Raw genomic sequence first — 15,162 nt, 5'->3', positions numbered from 1 at the left:
GAGAAGCCGCGTCTCGACGGATTCCCGCGAAGCCCCGCGCTGCCAGCATTTCCGCCATGACGTTGACAGGAATCCTGGCCGCCGCGCTGATCGTCACCGGCGCGCCCGCCCTCGCCACGGACGACGTCCGGGTGCACACCGGAGTGATCGACGGCGCCCGGTACCGGGTCGAGGTGCCTTCGGACTGGAACGGCAAGTTGTTGCTGTACAACCACGGGATCTACCCACCGGGTTACGTTCCCGAGGAGATCGAGCTCGCCAACCGGCAGGAGGCGAAACCCGTTCTCCTCGGCGAGGGATACGCGCTGGCCGCGTCGCTCTACAGCAAGCCGAACGGCTTCTCGGCCCGTGAAGCCGTGCACGATCAGACGGCGCTGCTGTCCTGGTTCGACCGCAACGTCGGCCGCCCGGCGCAGGTGCTCACCTGGGGAGCTTCCGGCGGCGGCCTCAACGCGGTCCTGCTGGCCGAACGGCTTCCGCGGCGGATCGACGGCGCGCTGGCGATGTGCGGTCCGGTCGCGGGCGGCTCCGCGTTGTTCGGCCAGGCGCTGGACCTCGGGTTCGCGGTCCGGACACTGCTGGCGCCCGAACTGGAGGTCGCCCGCATCGCCGACCCGGGGGCGAACCTGGCGAAAGCCCATCAGGCGATCGCGAAGGCGCTGGAGTCACCCGATGGACGGGCACGGCTCGCCCTCGCCAACGCGTTCGCCGACGTCCCCGGCTGGTCGACGGCGCACCGTCCGCGCTCCGCCGACGTCGCCGAGCAGATCCGGCAGCAGACGGAGTTCGTCGAGGCGGTCTACGACCAGTTCGCGTGGGGCGCTCATCGGGCCGATCTGGAGACGCGGGCCGGCGGGAACCCGACCGGGAACACCGAGGTGGACTATCGCGGCCTGCTCGCGCGGTCGAGTGAACGCGGCCTCGCGTACCAGGCCTACCGGGACGCGGGGCTGGACCTCGGCGCCGATCTCGCCAAGCTCGCCGCCGCGCCCCGCGTCCAGGCCGACGACGTCGCCGCCCGGTGGCTCGCCCGCGTCGGGACACCGACGGGACGCGGTCATCAGCCCGTCGTCACGTTGCACCCGATCGGCGACGGCGTCGCCCCCGAACACGAGCGGACCTACGGTGACAGCGTCGATTCCGGGCGGATCCGGCAGCTGTACGTGAACCGGGCCGGGCACTGTCAGCACACCGCCGCCGAGGAACTGACGGCGTTGCGGGTGCTGCGGGACCGCGTCGAAACCGGGCGCTGGTCGTCGACGTCGCCGGAGCGGTTGAACGCCGAGGCGAACCGGTTCGGGCCGGAACTCCGCTTCCTCTACGACTGGCTGCACGGTGAACAGGGCACCGCCGCCCCCGCTTTCCGGCGGTATCACCCGGCCCCGTTGCCGCGCGTGGCTTGACGCTCAGCCGTCGACGGGATGGCTCGCCTGGAAGGCCAGCCTCCCGTCGGCATCCGCCGCGATCCGGTCGAGCAGGTCGTCCAGTGCCAGGAAGACCTCCCACGACGGCTGTCCGCTCGCGACGGTCAACCGGTCGACCAGCAGCTGTTCGAGATCGGTGACCCGCTTCGCCTTCCACACCTTGTCCGCGACGCTCACGAGCAGGTCCTCGACGCCGACGTCCGCGCTCCAGGCGGCGTGTGTCCGCGCGAACCGGGCCCGGTTCACCTCGATTCCTTGGGAGACAAGGAGTTCGTAACCGGCCTGCTCGTGCGCGGAGCCGGGCCCGGACAGCTCTTCGCGGTGGATCGTCTTGCCGATGTCGTGAACGGCCGCGCCGAACAGGGTCGCTTCGCGGTCGAATCCCGCTTCCGGATGCCGCTTCTCCATCCAGTCGGCCAGCGAGCGGGCGACGTCGTGGACCGCGCGCAGATGCGCGGCCAGCCGCGGGGGAGCGGACAGTTCCTCCAGCAGCGCGCTCACTTCGTCCGGCAGAGGGCGGAGTGGCGGCTCGCCGGGGTCAGTCAGGGCGCGGCGCAGGGCTGGCGAGGGCATGGCGTCCAGAATGACAGAAACTCCCGCTCATTCCCCGTGGTAGCGCAGGCCGGTGCGCTTGAGGACGACCCAGCGCTCACCGGGCCGGTCCGCGACGACCGGATACCACCTCGGGGCGACGGCGGCGGTCAGTTCGTCACCCCGCTCGATGAGCGAACCCACCGCGGGTTCACCCACCACGATGAGCGCGGACCAGTCGACGTGGGCCAGCAGGTCGTCCTCGGTGACCCCGAACCGGTCATCCAGCAGGGTGACCAGGTCGTGCCCGGTGTCCGGGCCGGAGACGACTTCTTCGACGTCGGGTACCCCGTCGATGTCGACGTCGCTCTCTTCGAACTCGTCGTCTTCTTCGTCCTCATCCTCTTCATCTTCTTCGTCGTCTTCGCGCTCTTCGGACCACACGTGGTGGTCGAGCCGCGAGATGGCGTTGCTCAGGTCGAAGGCCTGCTCGTCGGTCATGAACAAGGTCACGGTGTGGCCGTCGGTCAGCGTGAACGTCAGTTCCGCCTCCGGGTAGCCACTGGTGCCGGGTTCCGCTTCGACCATGCCGGCGACGGTCCCGGCCAGCGCCGTGGGTGCCGGGCTCGTGTGCCAGTCCAGTGACGGCAGATTCGCGGCCATCTCCAGGACGCAGGTCGCGGCGGTCCAGAACGCCTCCTTGTCCCGGAAGTCCTTGCGGCTGCTGGTCAGCGTCCGGCCGCCGCCGAGCGGTTCGGTGCGGGCGTCCACCTGGCCACGCCCGGTCCCGTTCTCCCAGATCGCGGTGACCGTGACCCGGTTGGCCAAGCGTTTGCGGTAGTTCTCGATGTGGCCCTCCCTGGCGAGTTCCCAGCCGTTCACCGTCTCGGGCCAAGCGTCGTTCACTGCGATTTTCCTTTCCGGCGTGGGGATTCCCGCTCTCGGACGTGACAGGTCCGGTGATCGTTCCCGCCTCGCTTGACAACCGCCTCGACACCCGGTCTACTGGAGTTATCGAACACGCGTTCGAAGCGCCGCCTTCCCCGTGGTGCGTCCAGCGCCGTCCACAAAGGACGGTCTAGATGTCGTGGGGAGGGTCCGGTGACAGCGGAGGTGGTCGAGGCACGGGCCTTGCCGTTGGCGAGGCTGGCGGCCTTGCCGGGAGTGAGCACGGCCAGTGGCGTGGCTTCCGCGGCCGAACACGCGAGGACGACGGGAAGGGTGCTCCCGGTGTCCCCGGCGTTGTCCGGTCTGCTGCCCGCCGCGGGGCTCCGGCGCGGGAGCACCGTTTCGGTGCTGGGGTCCACGTCACTGATGCTCACCCTGCTGGCCGCCGCGACCGCCGGCGGTGCGTGGGCGGTCGCGGTCGGCCTGCCCACGCTCGGGGTGGTCGCCGCCGCGGAACTCGGGGTCGAGGTGGGCAGGCTGGCGCTGGTCCCCCGTCCTGGCGTCGAGTTCCCGGCGGTGACCGCGGCCCTGCTCGACGGCTTCGATCTCGTGGTCGTCGGTCCGGGATTCGCCCGGCCCGACGTGGCGAGACGGCTGTCCGCCCGTGCTCGCAACCGTGGTTCGGTCCTGCTCTCACTGGGTTCCTGGCCCGGTGCGGAGGTCGAACTGAGCTGTCGTCGCTCGCGCTGGACGGGGCTCACCGGCGACGGCGCGGGCTACCTGCGCGCTCGTGAGGTGGAGGTGCGGACGGGTGGCCGGGGTGCGGCCGCCCGGCCGATGTCGGCGTTGCTGCGGTTTCCCGGTGAGGGCGAGGTCCGGAAAGCGGACTTCCCCGCGCCGGCCACGGTGGTCACGGCGGCCACGGCGAGGTGGGGGACGGCGTGAACCCACCTCTGCGCATGCTGGTGCTGTGGTGCCCGGACTGGCCCGCGGTCGCCGCCGCGGCCGTCGCGGGCGAGCCCGTCGGCCGCCCGGCCGCGGTCTTCTCGGCGAACCGCGTGGTCGCCTGCACCGCGGTCGCCCGAGGGTTCGGCGTCCGTCGCGGGATGCGGCGGCGCGAGGCCCAGTCCTGTTGCCCGGAGCTGGCGGTCTTCGGCGAGGACGACGGCCGTGACGCCCGGCTCTTCGAGTCGGTCGCGCGGGCGGTGGAGGAGCTGGCCGTCGGCGTCGAGGTGGTACGCCCGGGGATCGTCGCCGTCCCGGTCGACGGCGCGGCCGGGTACTTCGGCGGCGAGCACGGCCTCCTCGAACGACTGGTGGACGAGGTGTCCGTGGCGGCGGGAGTGGAATGCCAGGTCGGTGTCGCCGACGGCTTGTTCGCGGCGACGCTCGCCGCCCGTCGTTCGACGATGGTCGATCCCGGTGGGACGGCGGAATTCCTGGCCCCGCTGCCCGTCCGCGAACTCGACCAGCCCGAAGCCGGCCGAACCGAGCTGGTCACTTTGCTCAAACAGCTCGGTCTTCGCACGTTGGGCGCCTTCGCGGCGCTCGACGAAAGCGACGTCTCCGCGCGGTTCGGCATGGAAGGCGTGCTCGCGCACCGGCTGGCGCGGGGGTGGTCCGAGCGACCGCCGTCGCGTCGTCGTCCGCCACCGGAACTTTCGCTCGCGAAGGCGTTCGATCCGCCGATCGACCGGATCGACGCCGCCGCGTTCGTGGCGAAAGGACTCGGCGAACGTTTCCACGCCGGGCTTTCCGCGCACGGCCTGGCCTGTACCCGCCTCGGCATCTACGCCACCACCGAGACCGGGGAACAACTCGGCCGGGTGTGGCGCTGCGCCGAACCGCTCACCCCGCTCGGCGTCGCGGACAGGGTGCGCTGGCAGTTCGAAGGCTGGCTGAAAGTCCGGGACACCTCGGCGCGGCCCCGGTCCGGTGTCGTCCGGCTGCGGCTGGAGCCGGAGGAGACCGTCGAAGGCCGGTCGCTGCAACTCGGGTTGTGGCAATCGGGGGCGACGGGCACGTTGCGCCCGGCCACCGAGGACGAGGGCCTGTCCGGCGAGCGGGCCGGTCGTGCCCTGGTGCGGGTACAGGGGTTGCTCGGCCCGGAGAGCGTCTTCACCGCGGTGCTCGACGGCGGCCGCGGCCCCGCCGAGCGTGTCCGGCTGGTGCCGTGGGGCGACAGACGGGAGAAGTCCGCGCAGGCGGACGCGAACTGGGCGGGGAGGCTCCCGTCACCCTCCCCGGCGACGGTGTTCGCCCGGCCGGTGCCCGCCCAGGTGCTGGACGAGAACGGGCGCGTCGTGGAGATCACGGCGCGGCGCCGGGTCACCGCCGCGCCGTTCCTCGTGGGTTTCGAGGGCGAAGAGCCGCGCGAGGTCCTCGCCTGGGCCGGGCCGTGGCTGGTCGGCGTCCGGGCAGGGGCGGGGCACGCGCGGTCGGGGACCCGGGTCCGGTTGCAGGTGCTGCTGGCCGACGGGCGTGACGCAGAGGAGGCGGTACTGCTCCGCTTCGAAAACCACCGGAATCCGATGTGGACACTGGAAGGGAAGTACGACTGAACATGGACGAGGAGTACACGCGGCTGGTGCGGCGCTGGCTGGAGGAACCGGCCATCCCGGTGCAGCGTGCGGAGCTGGATACGGCCTGGGCGGCGTGCGTCCCGCGGGCGGAAGTGTTCGTCCCCGCGCCGAGACGTTCGATCGAGAACCGGTGACCGATGGGCTGGAACAATCCTCCGCGGCCGTGGAAGGACCTCGCCCGCGAGCTCGCGGGCGAGGTCCAGCCCGGCGACGGCGGTGACAGCCCGGCTTGGAGCGCCAAACGCGAGGGCTATCTGCGGCCCCCGGACCTGACAGGGCAGATCGGTGAGGACGACGGAGCCACCGCGCGCCGGGTGCCGTACGCCGAATTGCACTGCCATTCGAACTTCAGCTTCCTCGACGGGGCGAGCCATCCCGAGGAACTGGTGGAGGAGGCCGCGCGACTGGGGCTGGACGCGATCGCGCTCACCGACCACGACGGCATGTACGGCGTGGTGCGCTTCGCCGAGGCGGCCAGGGAACTGGGCGTGCACACCGTCTTCGGCACCGAGCTCAGCTTCGGCCTGTCCGGACCGCAGAACGGGTTCGCCGATCCCGAGGGCGAGCACCTTCTCCTGCTGGCCAAGCAGAAGGACGGCTACCTGAGCCTGAACCGTGCGATCACCGCCGGTCAGCTGTACGGCTTCGACAGGGAGTCGTTGTCGCCCAAGGAAAGGGCGGAGAAGGGCAGGCCGGTCTACGACCTGCGCGCGGTCGCCGAAGAGGTCGACGGGAAGTGTGTCGTGCTCACCGGCTGCCGCAAGGGCGCGGTGCGCAAGGCGCTCGTCACCGAAGGCCCCGCCGCGGCCGTCGAGAGGCTGAAGGAGCTCATCGACTGCTTCGGCAGGGAAAACGTCTACGTCGAACTCATCGACCACAGCCTTCCCTTGGACAGTACGCACAACGACCTGTTGAGCGAGATGGCCCGGGAGTTCGGGCTTCCGACGGTGGCGACCACGGCCGCGCACTACGCCCGGCCGGAACGGGCCCCGCTCGCCGACGCGCTCAGCGCCATCCGCGCCCGGCGCGGACTGGAGGACATGGAGGGCTGGCTGCCCGCCGCGGGGACGGCGTTCCTGCGGTCGGGAGAGGAGATGGCCGAGATCTTCAAGCGGTACCCGGGCGCGGTGCAGCGGGCGGCGCTGCTCGGCCGGGAATGCGCGTTCGAACTCCACCACATCGAGCCGAAGCTGCCGCCGTTCGACGTGCCGGAGGGGCACGACGAAGCGTCGTATTTGCGTCATCTCACCAAGGAAGGCGCGAAGGAGCACGAGAAGAACAAGGACGAGGACTACCGCGAGAAGGCCCGGAAACTGATCGACCACGAACTGGACATCATCGAAGAACTGGGTTTCCCCGGGTACTTCCTGATCGTCTGGGACATCGTGCGGTTCTGCCGGGTGAACAAGATCCTCTGCCAGGGCCGGGGTTCGGCCGCGAACTCGGCGGTCTGCTACGCGCTCGGCATCACCAAGGTCGACGCCGTGCGCTACGGCTTGCTCTTCGAACGGTTCCTCGCCCCGGATCGCGACGGCTATCCGGACATCGACCTCGACATCGAGTCCGATCGCCGCGAGGAGGCGATCCAGTACGTCTACCGGAAATACGGTCGGCTGAACACCGCGCAGGTGGCGAACGTGATCACCTACCGGGCGCGGTCCGCGGTCCGGGACGCGGCGCGGGGGCTGGGGTACTCGCCCGGCCAACAGGACGCCTGGAGCAAGCAGATCGACCGCTGGGGCGCGTTGCGGGCCACGGAGAAGGACCACGATCACGACATCCCGGAAGAGGTCGTGGAACTCGCTTGCGCGCTCGAAGACTTCCCCCGGCATCTCGGCATCCATTCCGGCGGGATGGTGATCTGCGAACAGCCGGTGAGCGAGGTGGTGCCGATCGAATGGGCGAGGATGGAGAACCGCAGTGTCGTGCAGTGGGAGAAGGACGACTGCGCCGCCGCGGGATTGGTCAAATTCGATCTGCTCGGGCTCGGGATGTTGTCGGCCCTGCATTATATGATCGACCTTGTTCACGACCACAAAGGGGAAGAGGTCGACATCTCCGAATTGGATCTCAAGGATCAGAACGTCTACGAAATGCTCTGCCGCGCGGACGCGATCGGCGTCTTCCAGGTGGAGAGCCGCGCTCAGCTGGCGACCCTGCCTCGCTTGCGCCCCAAGAAGTTCTACGATCTGGCGGTCGAGGTCGCGCTCATCCGGCCCGGTCCGATCCAGGGTGGTTCGGTGCATCCCTACATCCGGCGCAAGAACGAGCAGGAGAAATGGGATTTCGACCATCCGAAACTGGAGAACGCGCTGAAGAAGACCCTCGGCGTCCCGTTGTTCCAGGAACAGATGATGCAGATCGCCCTCGACGTCGCCGATTTCACCCCGGCGGAAGCGGACCAGTTACGGCACGCCATGGGCGCCAAAAGGTCCGAGCAGAAGATGGAACGGCTCAAACGGCGTTTCCTCGAAGGTGCCGCGAAGAACGACATCGAGGGGGAGCTCGCCGAGAAGATCTTCGGCAAGCTCAAGGCGTTCGCGAATTTCGGCTTCCCGGAGAGCCACGCGCTGAGTTTCGCTTTGCTGGTGTTCGCGAGCGCGTACTTCAAGTACTACCACCCGGACGCGTTCCTGGCGGGTTTGCTGCGCGCCCAGCCGATGGGGTTCTACTCGCCGCAGTCGCTCGTCGCCGACGCGCGGCGGCACGGGGTGCGGGTGCTCGGCCCGGACATCAACGCGAGTCTCCCGCACGCGACGCTGGAACCCTTGCCGGAAGGGGGAGAACTGCTCGCCGTACGGGGCGGTCTGTCCACCGTGCGGATGATCGGTGAGAACCTGGCGAAGGAGATCGTCGGGGAAAGGGATCGCGGCGGCCCGTTCGAGGATCTGCCCGAGGTCGCCCGGCGGGTGCGGCTGACCACGCCGCAGGTCGAGGCGCTGGCCGCGGCCGGCGCGTTCGGGTGTTTCGGTGAGAGCAGGCGAAGCGCGCTCTGGGCCGCGGGCGCGGTCGCCGACGAAAGCCTGGAGAAACTGCCGGGACTCACCACCGGGGCCAAGGCGCCGATGCTGCCGGGGATGGACGCGATCGACGTCGCGGCCGCGGACGTCTGGGCCACCGGGGTGTCGCCGGACAGCTTCCCGACCCAGTTCGTCCGGGAGAGCCTCGACGAACTCGGTGTCGTCACGGCGGCGGGCCTGCGCGAAGTCCCGCACGGCACGCGGGTGCTGACCGGCGGCGCGGTGACCCATCGCCAGCGGCCGGCGACCGCGGGCGGCGTCACCTTCATGAACCTCGAAGACGAAACGGGGATGATCAACATCATCTGCACGATGGGTGTGTGGCAGCGCTATCACCGGGTCGCCCGCGGCAGTCCCGCGTTGCTGGTCCGCGGCGTGGTCGAGCGCACCGGCGAGGTGGTGAACGTCCTCGCCGAACAGATCCGGCACCTGCCGCTGCGGATCACCGCCAAGTCCCGTGACTTCCACTGAAACCTCTTGACGATCACCCGGGGGCCGTGCTGAAGTTCCCCCAGCGTCGCAGTGCACCCGGCAAAGAGACCGTCGCGGGCATGGAGGCGCCGGACCATGGGAAATCATGGAAACCCCTTCTCGGACGAACGGCCGGTTGACGGCGTTCGGAAAACAACTCGTTCAAGTTCACGACTGGTTGCGTAAAGAGCTGGCCTTGCTGCACGACGACCTCGGGTCGGTCGCGGAGGGGCGTGCCGAGCGGCTGCGCGATCTCCGGGCGCATTGCCTCACCTTCTGCTCGGCGCTGACAAGGCATCACACCGGCGAGGACGGCGGCGCTTTCCTTGTGCTGGCGGACAAATTCCCCGAATTGCGGCCGTCGCTCGAAGAGCTCGCGCACGACCACGGGGTGATGACCGGGATCATCGAACGGCTCGAAGAGCTGGTCGCCGGTGTCGGCCCCGGGTCGACTCAGGACGAGATCCTCGACGTCCAACGGGAACTGGACGGCCTCACCGCGATCATGGAGACGCATTTCCGCTACGAAGAGAAGCGGATCGTCGAGGTGCTCGACTCGCTGGACATGCCGGAGTGGCAGGAAACGAAGCCTTCTTTCCTGCTGAAATCGCATTAGGACACGATCTGTCCTATACGGGTTCTAGCGTTCTTCCCATCGCACCAGGACGACTGAGGAGAACTCCGATGAGCAACCCGATCCCCGACGGCTACAACTCGGTCACCCCGTGGATCATCTCGCGTGACTCCGCGGGCGTGATCGACTTCCTCAAGCGCGTCTTCGACGCCGAGCCGATGGGCGAACCGGTGTACGTCGAGGGCGGGAAGATCGGGCACGCCGAGGTCCGGATCGGTGACTCGGTCGTCATGTTGTTCGACGCGCAGGACGACTGGATCGAAACCCCGGCGTATCTGCGGCTCTACGTCGAGGACAGTGTGGAGACGCAGCGACGGGCCATCGAGGCGGGCGCCAAGGAGGTCACGAGGCAGACCGAACTCTTCTTCGGCGACCGCGTCGGCCGGGTGCTCGACCCGTTCGGCAACCTGTGGTGGATCCAGACCCGGCTGGTCGACCTCGACTATCCGGAGATGGAGCGCCGGATGAACGACCCGAAGTTCATCGAGGCCATGAACTACGTGGCGAGCGCGAAGATCATCCCGAGCCGCTGAATTCGGTAGGGTGGTGGTCGCGACGCGGAGGTGAGCCGGTGGATCACCACCCACTCCGGGGCAACCCCGGGGAGCACGAAGTCAGCGAGACAAGGCGTCCCGCGCGAGAGCGGCATGCTTCGCGTGCGTGTCCGCGCGGATGACAGGAGAAAGAGTCATCTCCGCGTCGCCCATCGAACCCCTGCCCGTCTGGCGGTGGCAGGTCGCCCGCTGGACGACGTTCGACGAGTGCGCCGCCGCACTCGACCTGACACCCGGCGAACTCTCCTGGTTCGCCGACGCGAAAAGCTGGAACAGGCGCGCGGCCGAACCGATCCGGCACTACGGCTACCGCTGGATCCCGACGGCTTCGGGCGGGGTGCGGCTCATCGAGCGGCCGAAACCGCGGATCGCCGAACTCCAGCGCCGGATCGTGCGGCACGTCGTCGAGGCGCTGCCGGTGCACGAAGCCGCGCACGGGTTCCGGCGCGGACGGTCGCCCCTGACCTGCGCCGCGCCGCACGCCGGCCGGGAGACCGTGGTCAGGATGGACCTCGAAGGGTTCTTCCCGGCGGTGTCCGCGCGCCGGATCTCGGCGCTGCTCGCGCTCGCCGGCTATCCGCCCGCCGTGGCGGAGGCGCTGGCGGGCGTGCTCACCACGGCCGTCCCGCCCGACGTTCTCGCCACCGCGCCCGGCGGACGGCGGGATCCGGCCCGCGTGCGGCTGCTGAACAACCTGGCGGCCACGCATCTGCCGCAGGGCGCGCCGTCGTCGCCCGCGGTCGCGAACGCGGTCACGCACCATCTGGACCGGCGGCTCGACGGCCTCGCGCGGGTACTGGGCGCGGCCTACACACGCTACGCCGACGATCTGGCGTTCTCCGGGGATTCCCTGCCGCTGCACCGGTTGCTGCCCGGCGTCCGGCGGATCGTGACCGACGAGGGCTTCCGGCTGCGTGACGACAAGACCTCGGTCGCCGCCGCGCACCAGCGGCAACGGGTCGCGGGGCTGGTGGTCAACAGCGCACCCGCCGCGGCACGTGCCGACTACGACGCGCTGCGCGCACTGCTCCACAACTGCGTCCGCACCGGCCCGGAGGCGCAGAACCGGGCCGCGCATCCGGACTTCCGTGCCCATCTGCTCGGCCGCATCGGGTGGATCGGCGCGTCCTCGCCGGCACGGGCGGCGAAGCTGCGCGCGTTGTTCGACGGGATCACCTGGCCGTGAGCGGGTGTGCGATCCTGGACGGGTGACTGAGACCGCCGAAGACTATCGAGAAGCCGTCCTTTCCCAGCAATGGTGGGAAAAACGCAGTTTCGTCGGCTGTGATTTCACCGAGGCCGACCTGCGCGGCCTGCGTACCCAGGGCTGCACCTTCGACCAGTGCGACTTCACCAAGGTCGACTTCGAAGGGTCGCGCCACGAGGCGTCGGCGTTCCGCTCGTGCACCTTCGACCGCAGTGTGCTCGCCGGTACCCGATGGAGCTCCTGCTCGATGCTTGGATCGTCCTTTGTGGACTGCCGGTTCCAGAAGATCGCTTTCACCGAATGTGATCTCTCGCTGGTCTCACTGAGCCGTAATCGACTGTCCAAAGTGGATCTTTCCGGATTGCGGCTGCGCGAGGCCAATCTGACCGAGGCGGACCTCACCGGCGCCGATCTGCGCGGCGCCGACCTCACCGGTGCCCGGCTGGCCGGCGCGAAACTCGACGGTGCCGACCTGCGGGGAGCGCGGATCGACGCCAACGGCCTGGTGCAGGCGAACCTCTCGGGCGTGCACGTGGACACCGAGACCGCGATCGCCTACGCCGCCGCGCACGGCCTCGTCGTCCACTGACCCCCGCGTGCAATGAAGGGGCCTTTCATCGCAAAATTTGCGATGAAAGGCCCCTTCATTGCGGAACCGACTAGTCGATCGGCGGTTCGCCCGGGTCCAGTTCGATGAGGTCGCCCTCGGCGAGCAACTCCTCGATGGACGCCGGCAGCAGGTACGCCGACCCGCCACCCGGCTGGTTGAACCACGGGATCGCGACACCGGCGAGAGCTTCGAGCGGCCGCTGCACGCGGTACACGTGGTATGGCCGGTTCACCCACTCCGGCACGAGCGAGCGCTCTTCGAACGGCGTCCCGGCCGCGTAGGTCAGGTTGCCGTTCGGGCCGCCGAAGCGGTCCAGTTCGCTGCCCGCGGGCAGCTCGCGCAGCTCCTTGCCGCGGAACAGGGTCAGCGGCGGCTCGCCGTTGAGCGGCGAGATCGGCCAGTTCTGCTTGGCGTCGGGGGCCCCGGCGTTCGCCGCCGCGGCAGGCGGACGGGCCGGTTCCTCACGCCGCATCGGCGGCGGAGGCGGCGGCGTCACCGGCCGTTCGCGGCGCGGCGGCGCGGGCGGTGGGCTCGCCAGCACCGGATTCGGCCGCACCGGGGGCGCGGGCGGGACCGGCGCGGGGGCGGGCTCGTCGTCCAAGTCGTCCCCGAGCAGCTCCTCGGCCGTCGTGAACGCCGTCTGCTCCTGTGCCGGGATCGCCTCCCGCGGCGGCACCGGATGCGAACCGGTCGCGATCTCGGGGGACAACGTCGCCAGCACGGGGCGGGGCGGAGGCACTTCCTCGGCGGGCGGTTCTTCGACGGCGGGCTCGTCGTCGAAGGCCTGATCGTCCAAAGGCCGCTCGTCGACAGGAGGAGCGCCGTTCGGGTTCAGCAGGACCTTGCCGAGCATGAACGCGGCCGCGTCCTCGGCGTCACCGAACACCGCCGGGTTGGTCAGCTTCCCGTCGTACCAGCCGACCCGCCAGCCGCCGCCGTCCACCTCCTCGACGCTCCAGCCGTGGTCGGCCGGGCCCCCGATGCGGTAGACGTCGCCGGGCACGTCGAGGTCGTCGAACTTCGCCTGGAGCTCGTTCAGCACCGGCACCGGGTGCTCGACGCGGCGCGGGGCTTCCTCACGCCGGGGTTCGGGCTCCGGCCGGGGCGGCACGGGAACGGGAGCGGCAGCAAAGGTCCCCCGCTCCTGCGGTGGGGCGTCGACCTGCGTGACCTCGGAGTCCGACGGCGGGGGGACGCTCGGTTCCGCGTCATGCGTCAGGAGAGGCAGTTCGGGGCCGGCGTCGGCCTGCTCGACCGGTGTGTAGCCGGTGGTCGACTCCTCCTCGGGAGGCGCGTACGGCTGGCTCTCCTCCTGCCGGATGTACGCGTCCTGCTCCTCGTCGCGAGGCTGCTCGTAGGCGTCGACCCGCGGAGGCCTCGCGTACGTGGTGGCCTCCGGGTCGGCGGTCCGCGGCTCCGGTTCGGGCTCGGCGAGCTGATGCGACGCCTCGTCCTGCCGGTCCTCGTCGGCGTAGACGTCCTGTTCGGACTCGTGGAACTGCGCCTCGTCGTGCGCGTACGGGCCTTCGTAGCCGTCTTCGTACTGCTGCTCGGCGGCGGCCTCGTGGAAGTCCTGCGCCTGGTAGTCCTGGGTGTCGTAGTCCTCTTCGTACCGCTGGGCCTGCTCGGCCTGATCCGGGACCGTCGACTCGGCGGCGGGAACGGCCGCCGCGGCGGCGACCGGTGCGGCGGCCGCGGCTGCCGCCACCGCCGGATCCGGACCCTGCTGATGCGGCGGCGGGACGGGTGGCTGAGCGGCCTGGTTCGGACCAGGACCCGCGGGGCCACCGGGACCGTGGGGTCCGGGCTGGTTGACCGCGGCCTGCTGCTGCGGCGGCACGGGACCGTTCTGCGCGGGGCCGTTCGGTACCGGGCCGTTCTGCGGCGGGCCCTGCGGAGGCGGGCCGGCGGGGACGCCGTTGGGTCCACCCGGGCCGTTGGGACGTTGCTGCGGGGGCTGGTTCCCCCTGGTGAGGTACCCCGCCGCGGCCTGCGCCGTCTGGGCGTCGACCTCGGGCAGCGCGAAATCGTTCTGCCGGACGTGCTCGATCAGGTCGAGTTCCGGCGAGACGCCGTACTCGCGCAGGTAGAAGTTGACGGCGGCGGGCCAGATCCACTGCCCGTCGCTGTGGAAGGCGACCGGGACGGTGGCCTCGGGGGTCTGCGCGAGCCTGTCGATGTCGTAGCCGCGCTCGGGGACCACCAGCGGGGCGTGGTCGAGATACTCGAGCAGCCTGTCCTGCTCTTCGATCTCCAGGTCGGGCCGGTTGATCACCGGACGCCCGGCCGGGCCGATGGTGTCGAAGATGCGGGCGATGCGGAAGTGCGGTCCGGGCTGCTCCGGGCCGAGGCCGGACATGCGCCGGATCAGCCATTCGGGCACGTTCTCCTCGGAGCGGGGGAACATGCGCAGCTCGTCGGAGAGCGCCTGAGGAGGCGGCGCGAGGCGCCACTGGGGCTCGTCGCGGTTGTACTCGAGGTTGTAGCTGGACGGGTGGTCGAGCTGGTATCGGGCGTTGAACCAGGTGCCGCGGCCGTCGCGATACATGCCGGCACGGAGCCTGCCGAAGAGCGTCGCGATGTCGTGCGTCGCGACCCACTCGTGCGCGGTGCCGTCCTCGGTGATGATCTCGCCGGTCATCTCGTGGTACCTGCCGACGGCTCGGTACTCGGCGGTCACCTTCCGCCAATCGCGCGGCGCGGCCCGCAGCAGGGCGAGGCCGATCTGTTTGACCAGGGTGTCCTGCTCGGTCGCGTTCAACTGAGTCGTCGGTTGTGCCACGGTCACATTTTGACCGTATCCGCGCTTGTGTGCACCCCGCATGTGGGTTTTGCCGCTCTTGACAGCCCGGAATAAGCCCTGACCTGCTGCCGCGTCACTCACCCGGGATACTGACGACGTGAACCGATTTGCCCGCGAGACCCCGAAGGACGAGGACTGATGGCGGTGGCCGGACAGCGGCGTGACCGTGGGGCACTGCTCCATCACCTGCCGTTCCTGCTGGTGATGCTGGTGGTGGCCGTCGCCGCCCTGCGGATCGGGCAGTACCACTGGCGCCAGGGCGCCGCGCTGATCGGCGGGGCGCTGCTGCTCGCGGGCCTGCTCCGGGCGGCGCTGCCCGAAGCCAAGGCCGGCCTGCTGGCGATCCGGGGCAAGCCGGTCGACGTCCTGACCTACGGCGCGCTGTCCGTCTTGATCCTGTTCATCGCCTTCACGATCACCGGCGGCCCACTGTCCTGA

The 15,162-nt window shown here is 69.9% G+C and carries 13 protein-coding genes; 10 read left to right on the top strand and 3 right to left on the bottom strand.

The annotated features are described in order from the left end of the window. The first annotated feature begins 56 nt into the window (after positions 1-56). Positions 57-1,403, top strand: coding sequence for a hypothetical protein (locus ACFWMR_RS16870; protein WP_378379000.1), 1,347 nt, complete (start codon positions 57-59; stop codon positions 1,401-1,403). Positions 1,404-1,406: 3 nt separating this feature from the next. On the opposite strand, the gene ACFWMR_RS16865 is transcribed toward ACFWMR_RS16870, so the two are convergent. Next, positions 1,407-1,997: an HD domain-containing protein gene (locus ACFWMR_RS16865; RefSeq protein ID WP_378378999.1), complete on the bottom strand. Its 591-nt coding sequence runs from the start codon at positions 1,995-1,997 to the stop codon at positions 1,407-1,409. A 27-nt stretch (positions 1,998-2,024) separates the two neighbouring features. Next, positions 2,025-2,861 carry a hypothetical protein gene (locus ACFWMR_RS16860; protein WP_378378998.1) on the bottom strand — a complete coding sequence of 279 codons (837 nt, stop codon included), beginning with the start codon at positions 2,859-2,861 and terminating at the stop codon, positions 2,025-2,027. Positions 2,862-3,056: 195 nt separating this feature from the next. Here ACFWMR_RS16860 and ACFWMR_RS16855 point away from each other — a divergent pair, with 195 nt between their 5' ends. The 8 genes from ACFWMR_RS16855 to ACFWMR_RS16820 all read left to right on the top strand — a co-directional run bounded on the left by ACFWMR_RS16855 (position 3,057) and on the right by ACFWMR_RS16820 (position 11,900). Further along, complete coding sequence (locus ACFWMR_RS16855) at positions 3,057-3,788, top strand: hypothetical protein (RefSeq protein WP_378378997.1); 732 nt, start codon at positions 3,057-3,059, stop codon at positions 3,786-3,788. A gap of 14 nt (positions 3,789-3,802) precedes the next feature. After that, positions 3,803-5,404 (top strand): DNA polymerase Y family protein, encoded by a 1,602-nt coding sequence (locus ACFWMR_RS16850; protein WP_378379014.1) that lies wholly within the window; start codon positions 3,803-3,805, stop codon positions 5,402-5,404. A 2-nt stretch (positions 5,405-5,406) separates the two neighbouring features. Then, positions 5,407-5,559, top strand: coding sequence for a hypothetical protein (locus ACFWMR_RS16845; protein ID WP_167406425.1), 153 nt, complete (start codon positions 5,407-5,409; stop codon positions 5,557-5,559). Positions 5,560-5,562: 3 nt separating this feature from the next. Then, the gene (locus tag ACFWMR_RS16840) at positions 5,563-8,916 is read left to right on the top strand and encodes an error-prone DNA polymerase (RefSeq protein WP_378378996.1); all 3,354 of its coding nucleotides are present in this window, start codon (positions 5,563-5,565) and stop codon (positions 8,914-8,916) included. 106 nt (positions 8,917-9,022) lie between these two features. Continuing rightward, complete coding sequence (locus ACFWMR_RS16835) at positions 9,023-9,532, top strand: hemerythrin domain-containing protein (protein ID WP_378278286.1); 510 nt, start codon at positions 9,023-9,025, stop codon at positions 9,530-9,532. A gap of 68 nt (positions 9,533-9,600) precedes the next feature. Next, complete coding sequence (locus ACFWMR_RS16830; protein WP_378378995.1) at positions 9,601-10,083, top strand: VOC family protein; 483 nt, start codon at positions 9,601-9,603, stop codon at positions 10,081-10,083. A gap of 139 nt (positions 10,084-10,222) precedes the next feature. Next, positions 10,223-11,290 carry a reverse transcriptase family protein gene (locus tag ACFWMR_RS16825; RefSeq protein WP_378378994.1) on the top strand — a complete coding sequence of 356 codons (1,068 nt, stop codon included), beginning with the start codon at positions 10,223-10,225 and terminating at the stop codon, positions 11,288-11,290. A gap of 22 nt (positions 11,291-11,312) precedes the next feature. Beyond that, complete coding sequence (locus ACFWMR_RS16820) at positions 11,313-11,900, top strand: pentapeptide repeat-containing protein (protein WP_378378993.1); 588 nt, start codon at positions 11,313-11,315, stop codon at positions 11,898-11,900. Positions 11,901-11,970: 70 nt separating this feature from the next. Here ACFWMR_RS16820 and ACFWMR_RS16815 read toward each other — a convergent pair whose 3' ends face one another. Then, a complete protein-coding gene (locus ACFWMR_RS16815) occupies positions 11,971-14,709 on the bottom strand; it encodes a TNT domain-containing protein (protein WP_378378992.1) in 2,739 nt (912 codons plus the stop codon). A 153-nt stretch (positions 14,710-14,862) separates the two neighbouring features. Here ACFWMR_RS16815 and ACFWMR_RS16810 point away from each other — a divergent pair, with 153 nt between their 5' ends. Further along, on the top strand, positions 14,863-15,162 hold the full coding sequence (locus ACFWMR_RS16810) for a DUF3017 domain-containing protein (protein WP_007032100.1): 300 nt from the start codon (positions 14,863-14,865) through the stop codon (positions 15,160-15,162).

The organism is Amycolatopsis thailandensis, from assembly GCF_042723255.1.
GTDB classification, from domain to species: Bacteria; Actinomycetota; Actinomycetes; order Mycobacteriales; family Pseudonocardiaceae; genus Amycolatopsis; species Amycolatopsis thailandensis.
Note: the sequence above shows the minus strand (reverse complement) of the source record. Positions and strands in the feature narration are given on the sequence as shown.

Excerpts from the sequence above, each read along its gene's own strand:
- ACFWMR_RS16810 (WP_007032100.1), top strand. The coding sequence starts at position 14,863 with ATGGCGGTGGCCGGACAGCGGCGTGACCGTGGGGCACTGCTCCATCAC.
- ACFWMR_RS16850 (WP_378379014.1), top strand. The coding sequence starts at position 3,803 with ATGCTGGTGCTGTGGTGCCCGGACTGGCCCGCGGTCGCCGCCGCGGCC.
- ACFWMR_RS16840 (WP_378378996.1), top strand. The coding sequence starts at position 5,563 with ATGGGCTGGAACAATCCTCCGCGGCCGTGGAAGGACCTCGCCCGCGAG.
- ACFWMR_RS16865 (WP_378378999.1), bottom strand. The coding sequence starts at position 1,997 with ATGCCCTCGCCAGCCCTGCGCCGCGCCCTGACTGACCCCGGCGAGCCG.
- ACFWMR_RS16835 (WP_378278286.1), top strand. The coding sequence starts at position 9,023 with ATGGAAACCCCTTCTCGGACGAACGGCCGGTTGACGGCGTTCGGAAAA.
- ACFWMR_RS16845 (WP_167406425.1), top strand. The coding sequence starts at position 5,407 with ATGGACGAGGAGTACACGCGGCTGGTGCGGCGCTGGCTGGAGGAACCG.
- ACFWMR_RS16830 (WP_378378995.1), top strand. The coding sequence starts at position 9,601 with ATGAGCAACCCGATCCCCGACGGCTACAACTCGGTCACCCCGTGGATC.
- ACFWMR_RS16825 (WP_378378994.1), top strand. The coding sequence starts at position 10,223 with ATGACAGGAGAAAGAGTCATCTCCGCGTCGCCCATCGAACCCCTGCCC.
- ACFWMR_RS16870 (WP_378379000.1), top strand. The coding sequence starts at position 57 with ATGACGTTGACAGGAATCCTGGCCGCCGCGCTGATCGTCACCGGCGCG.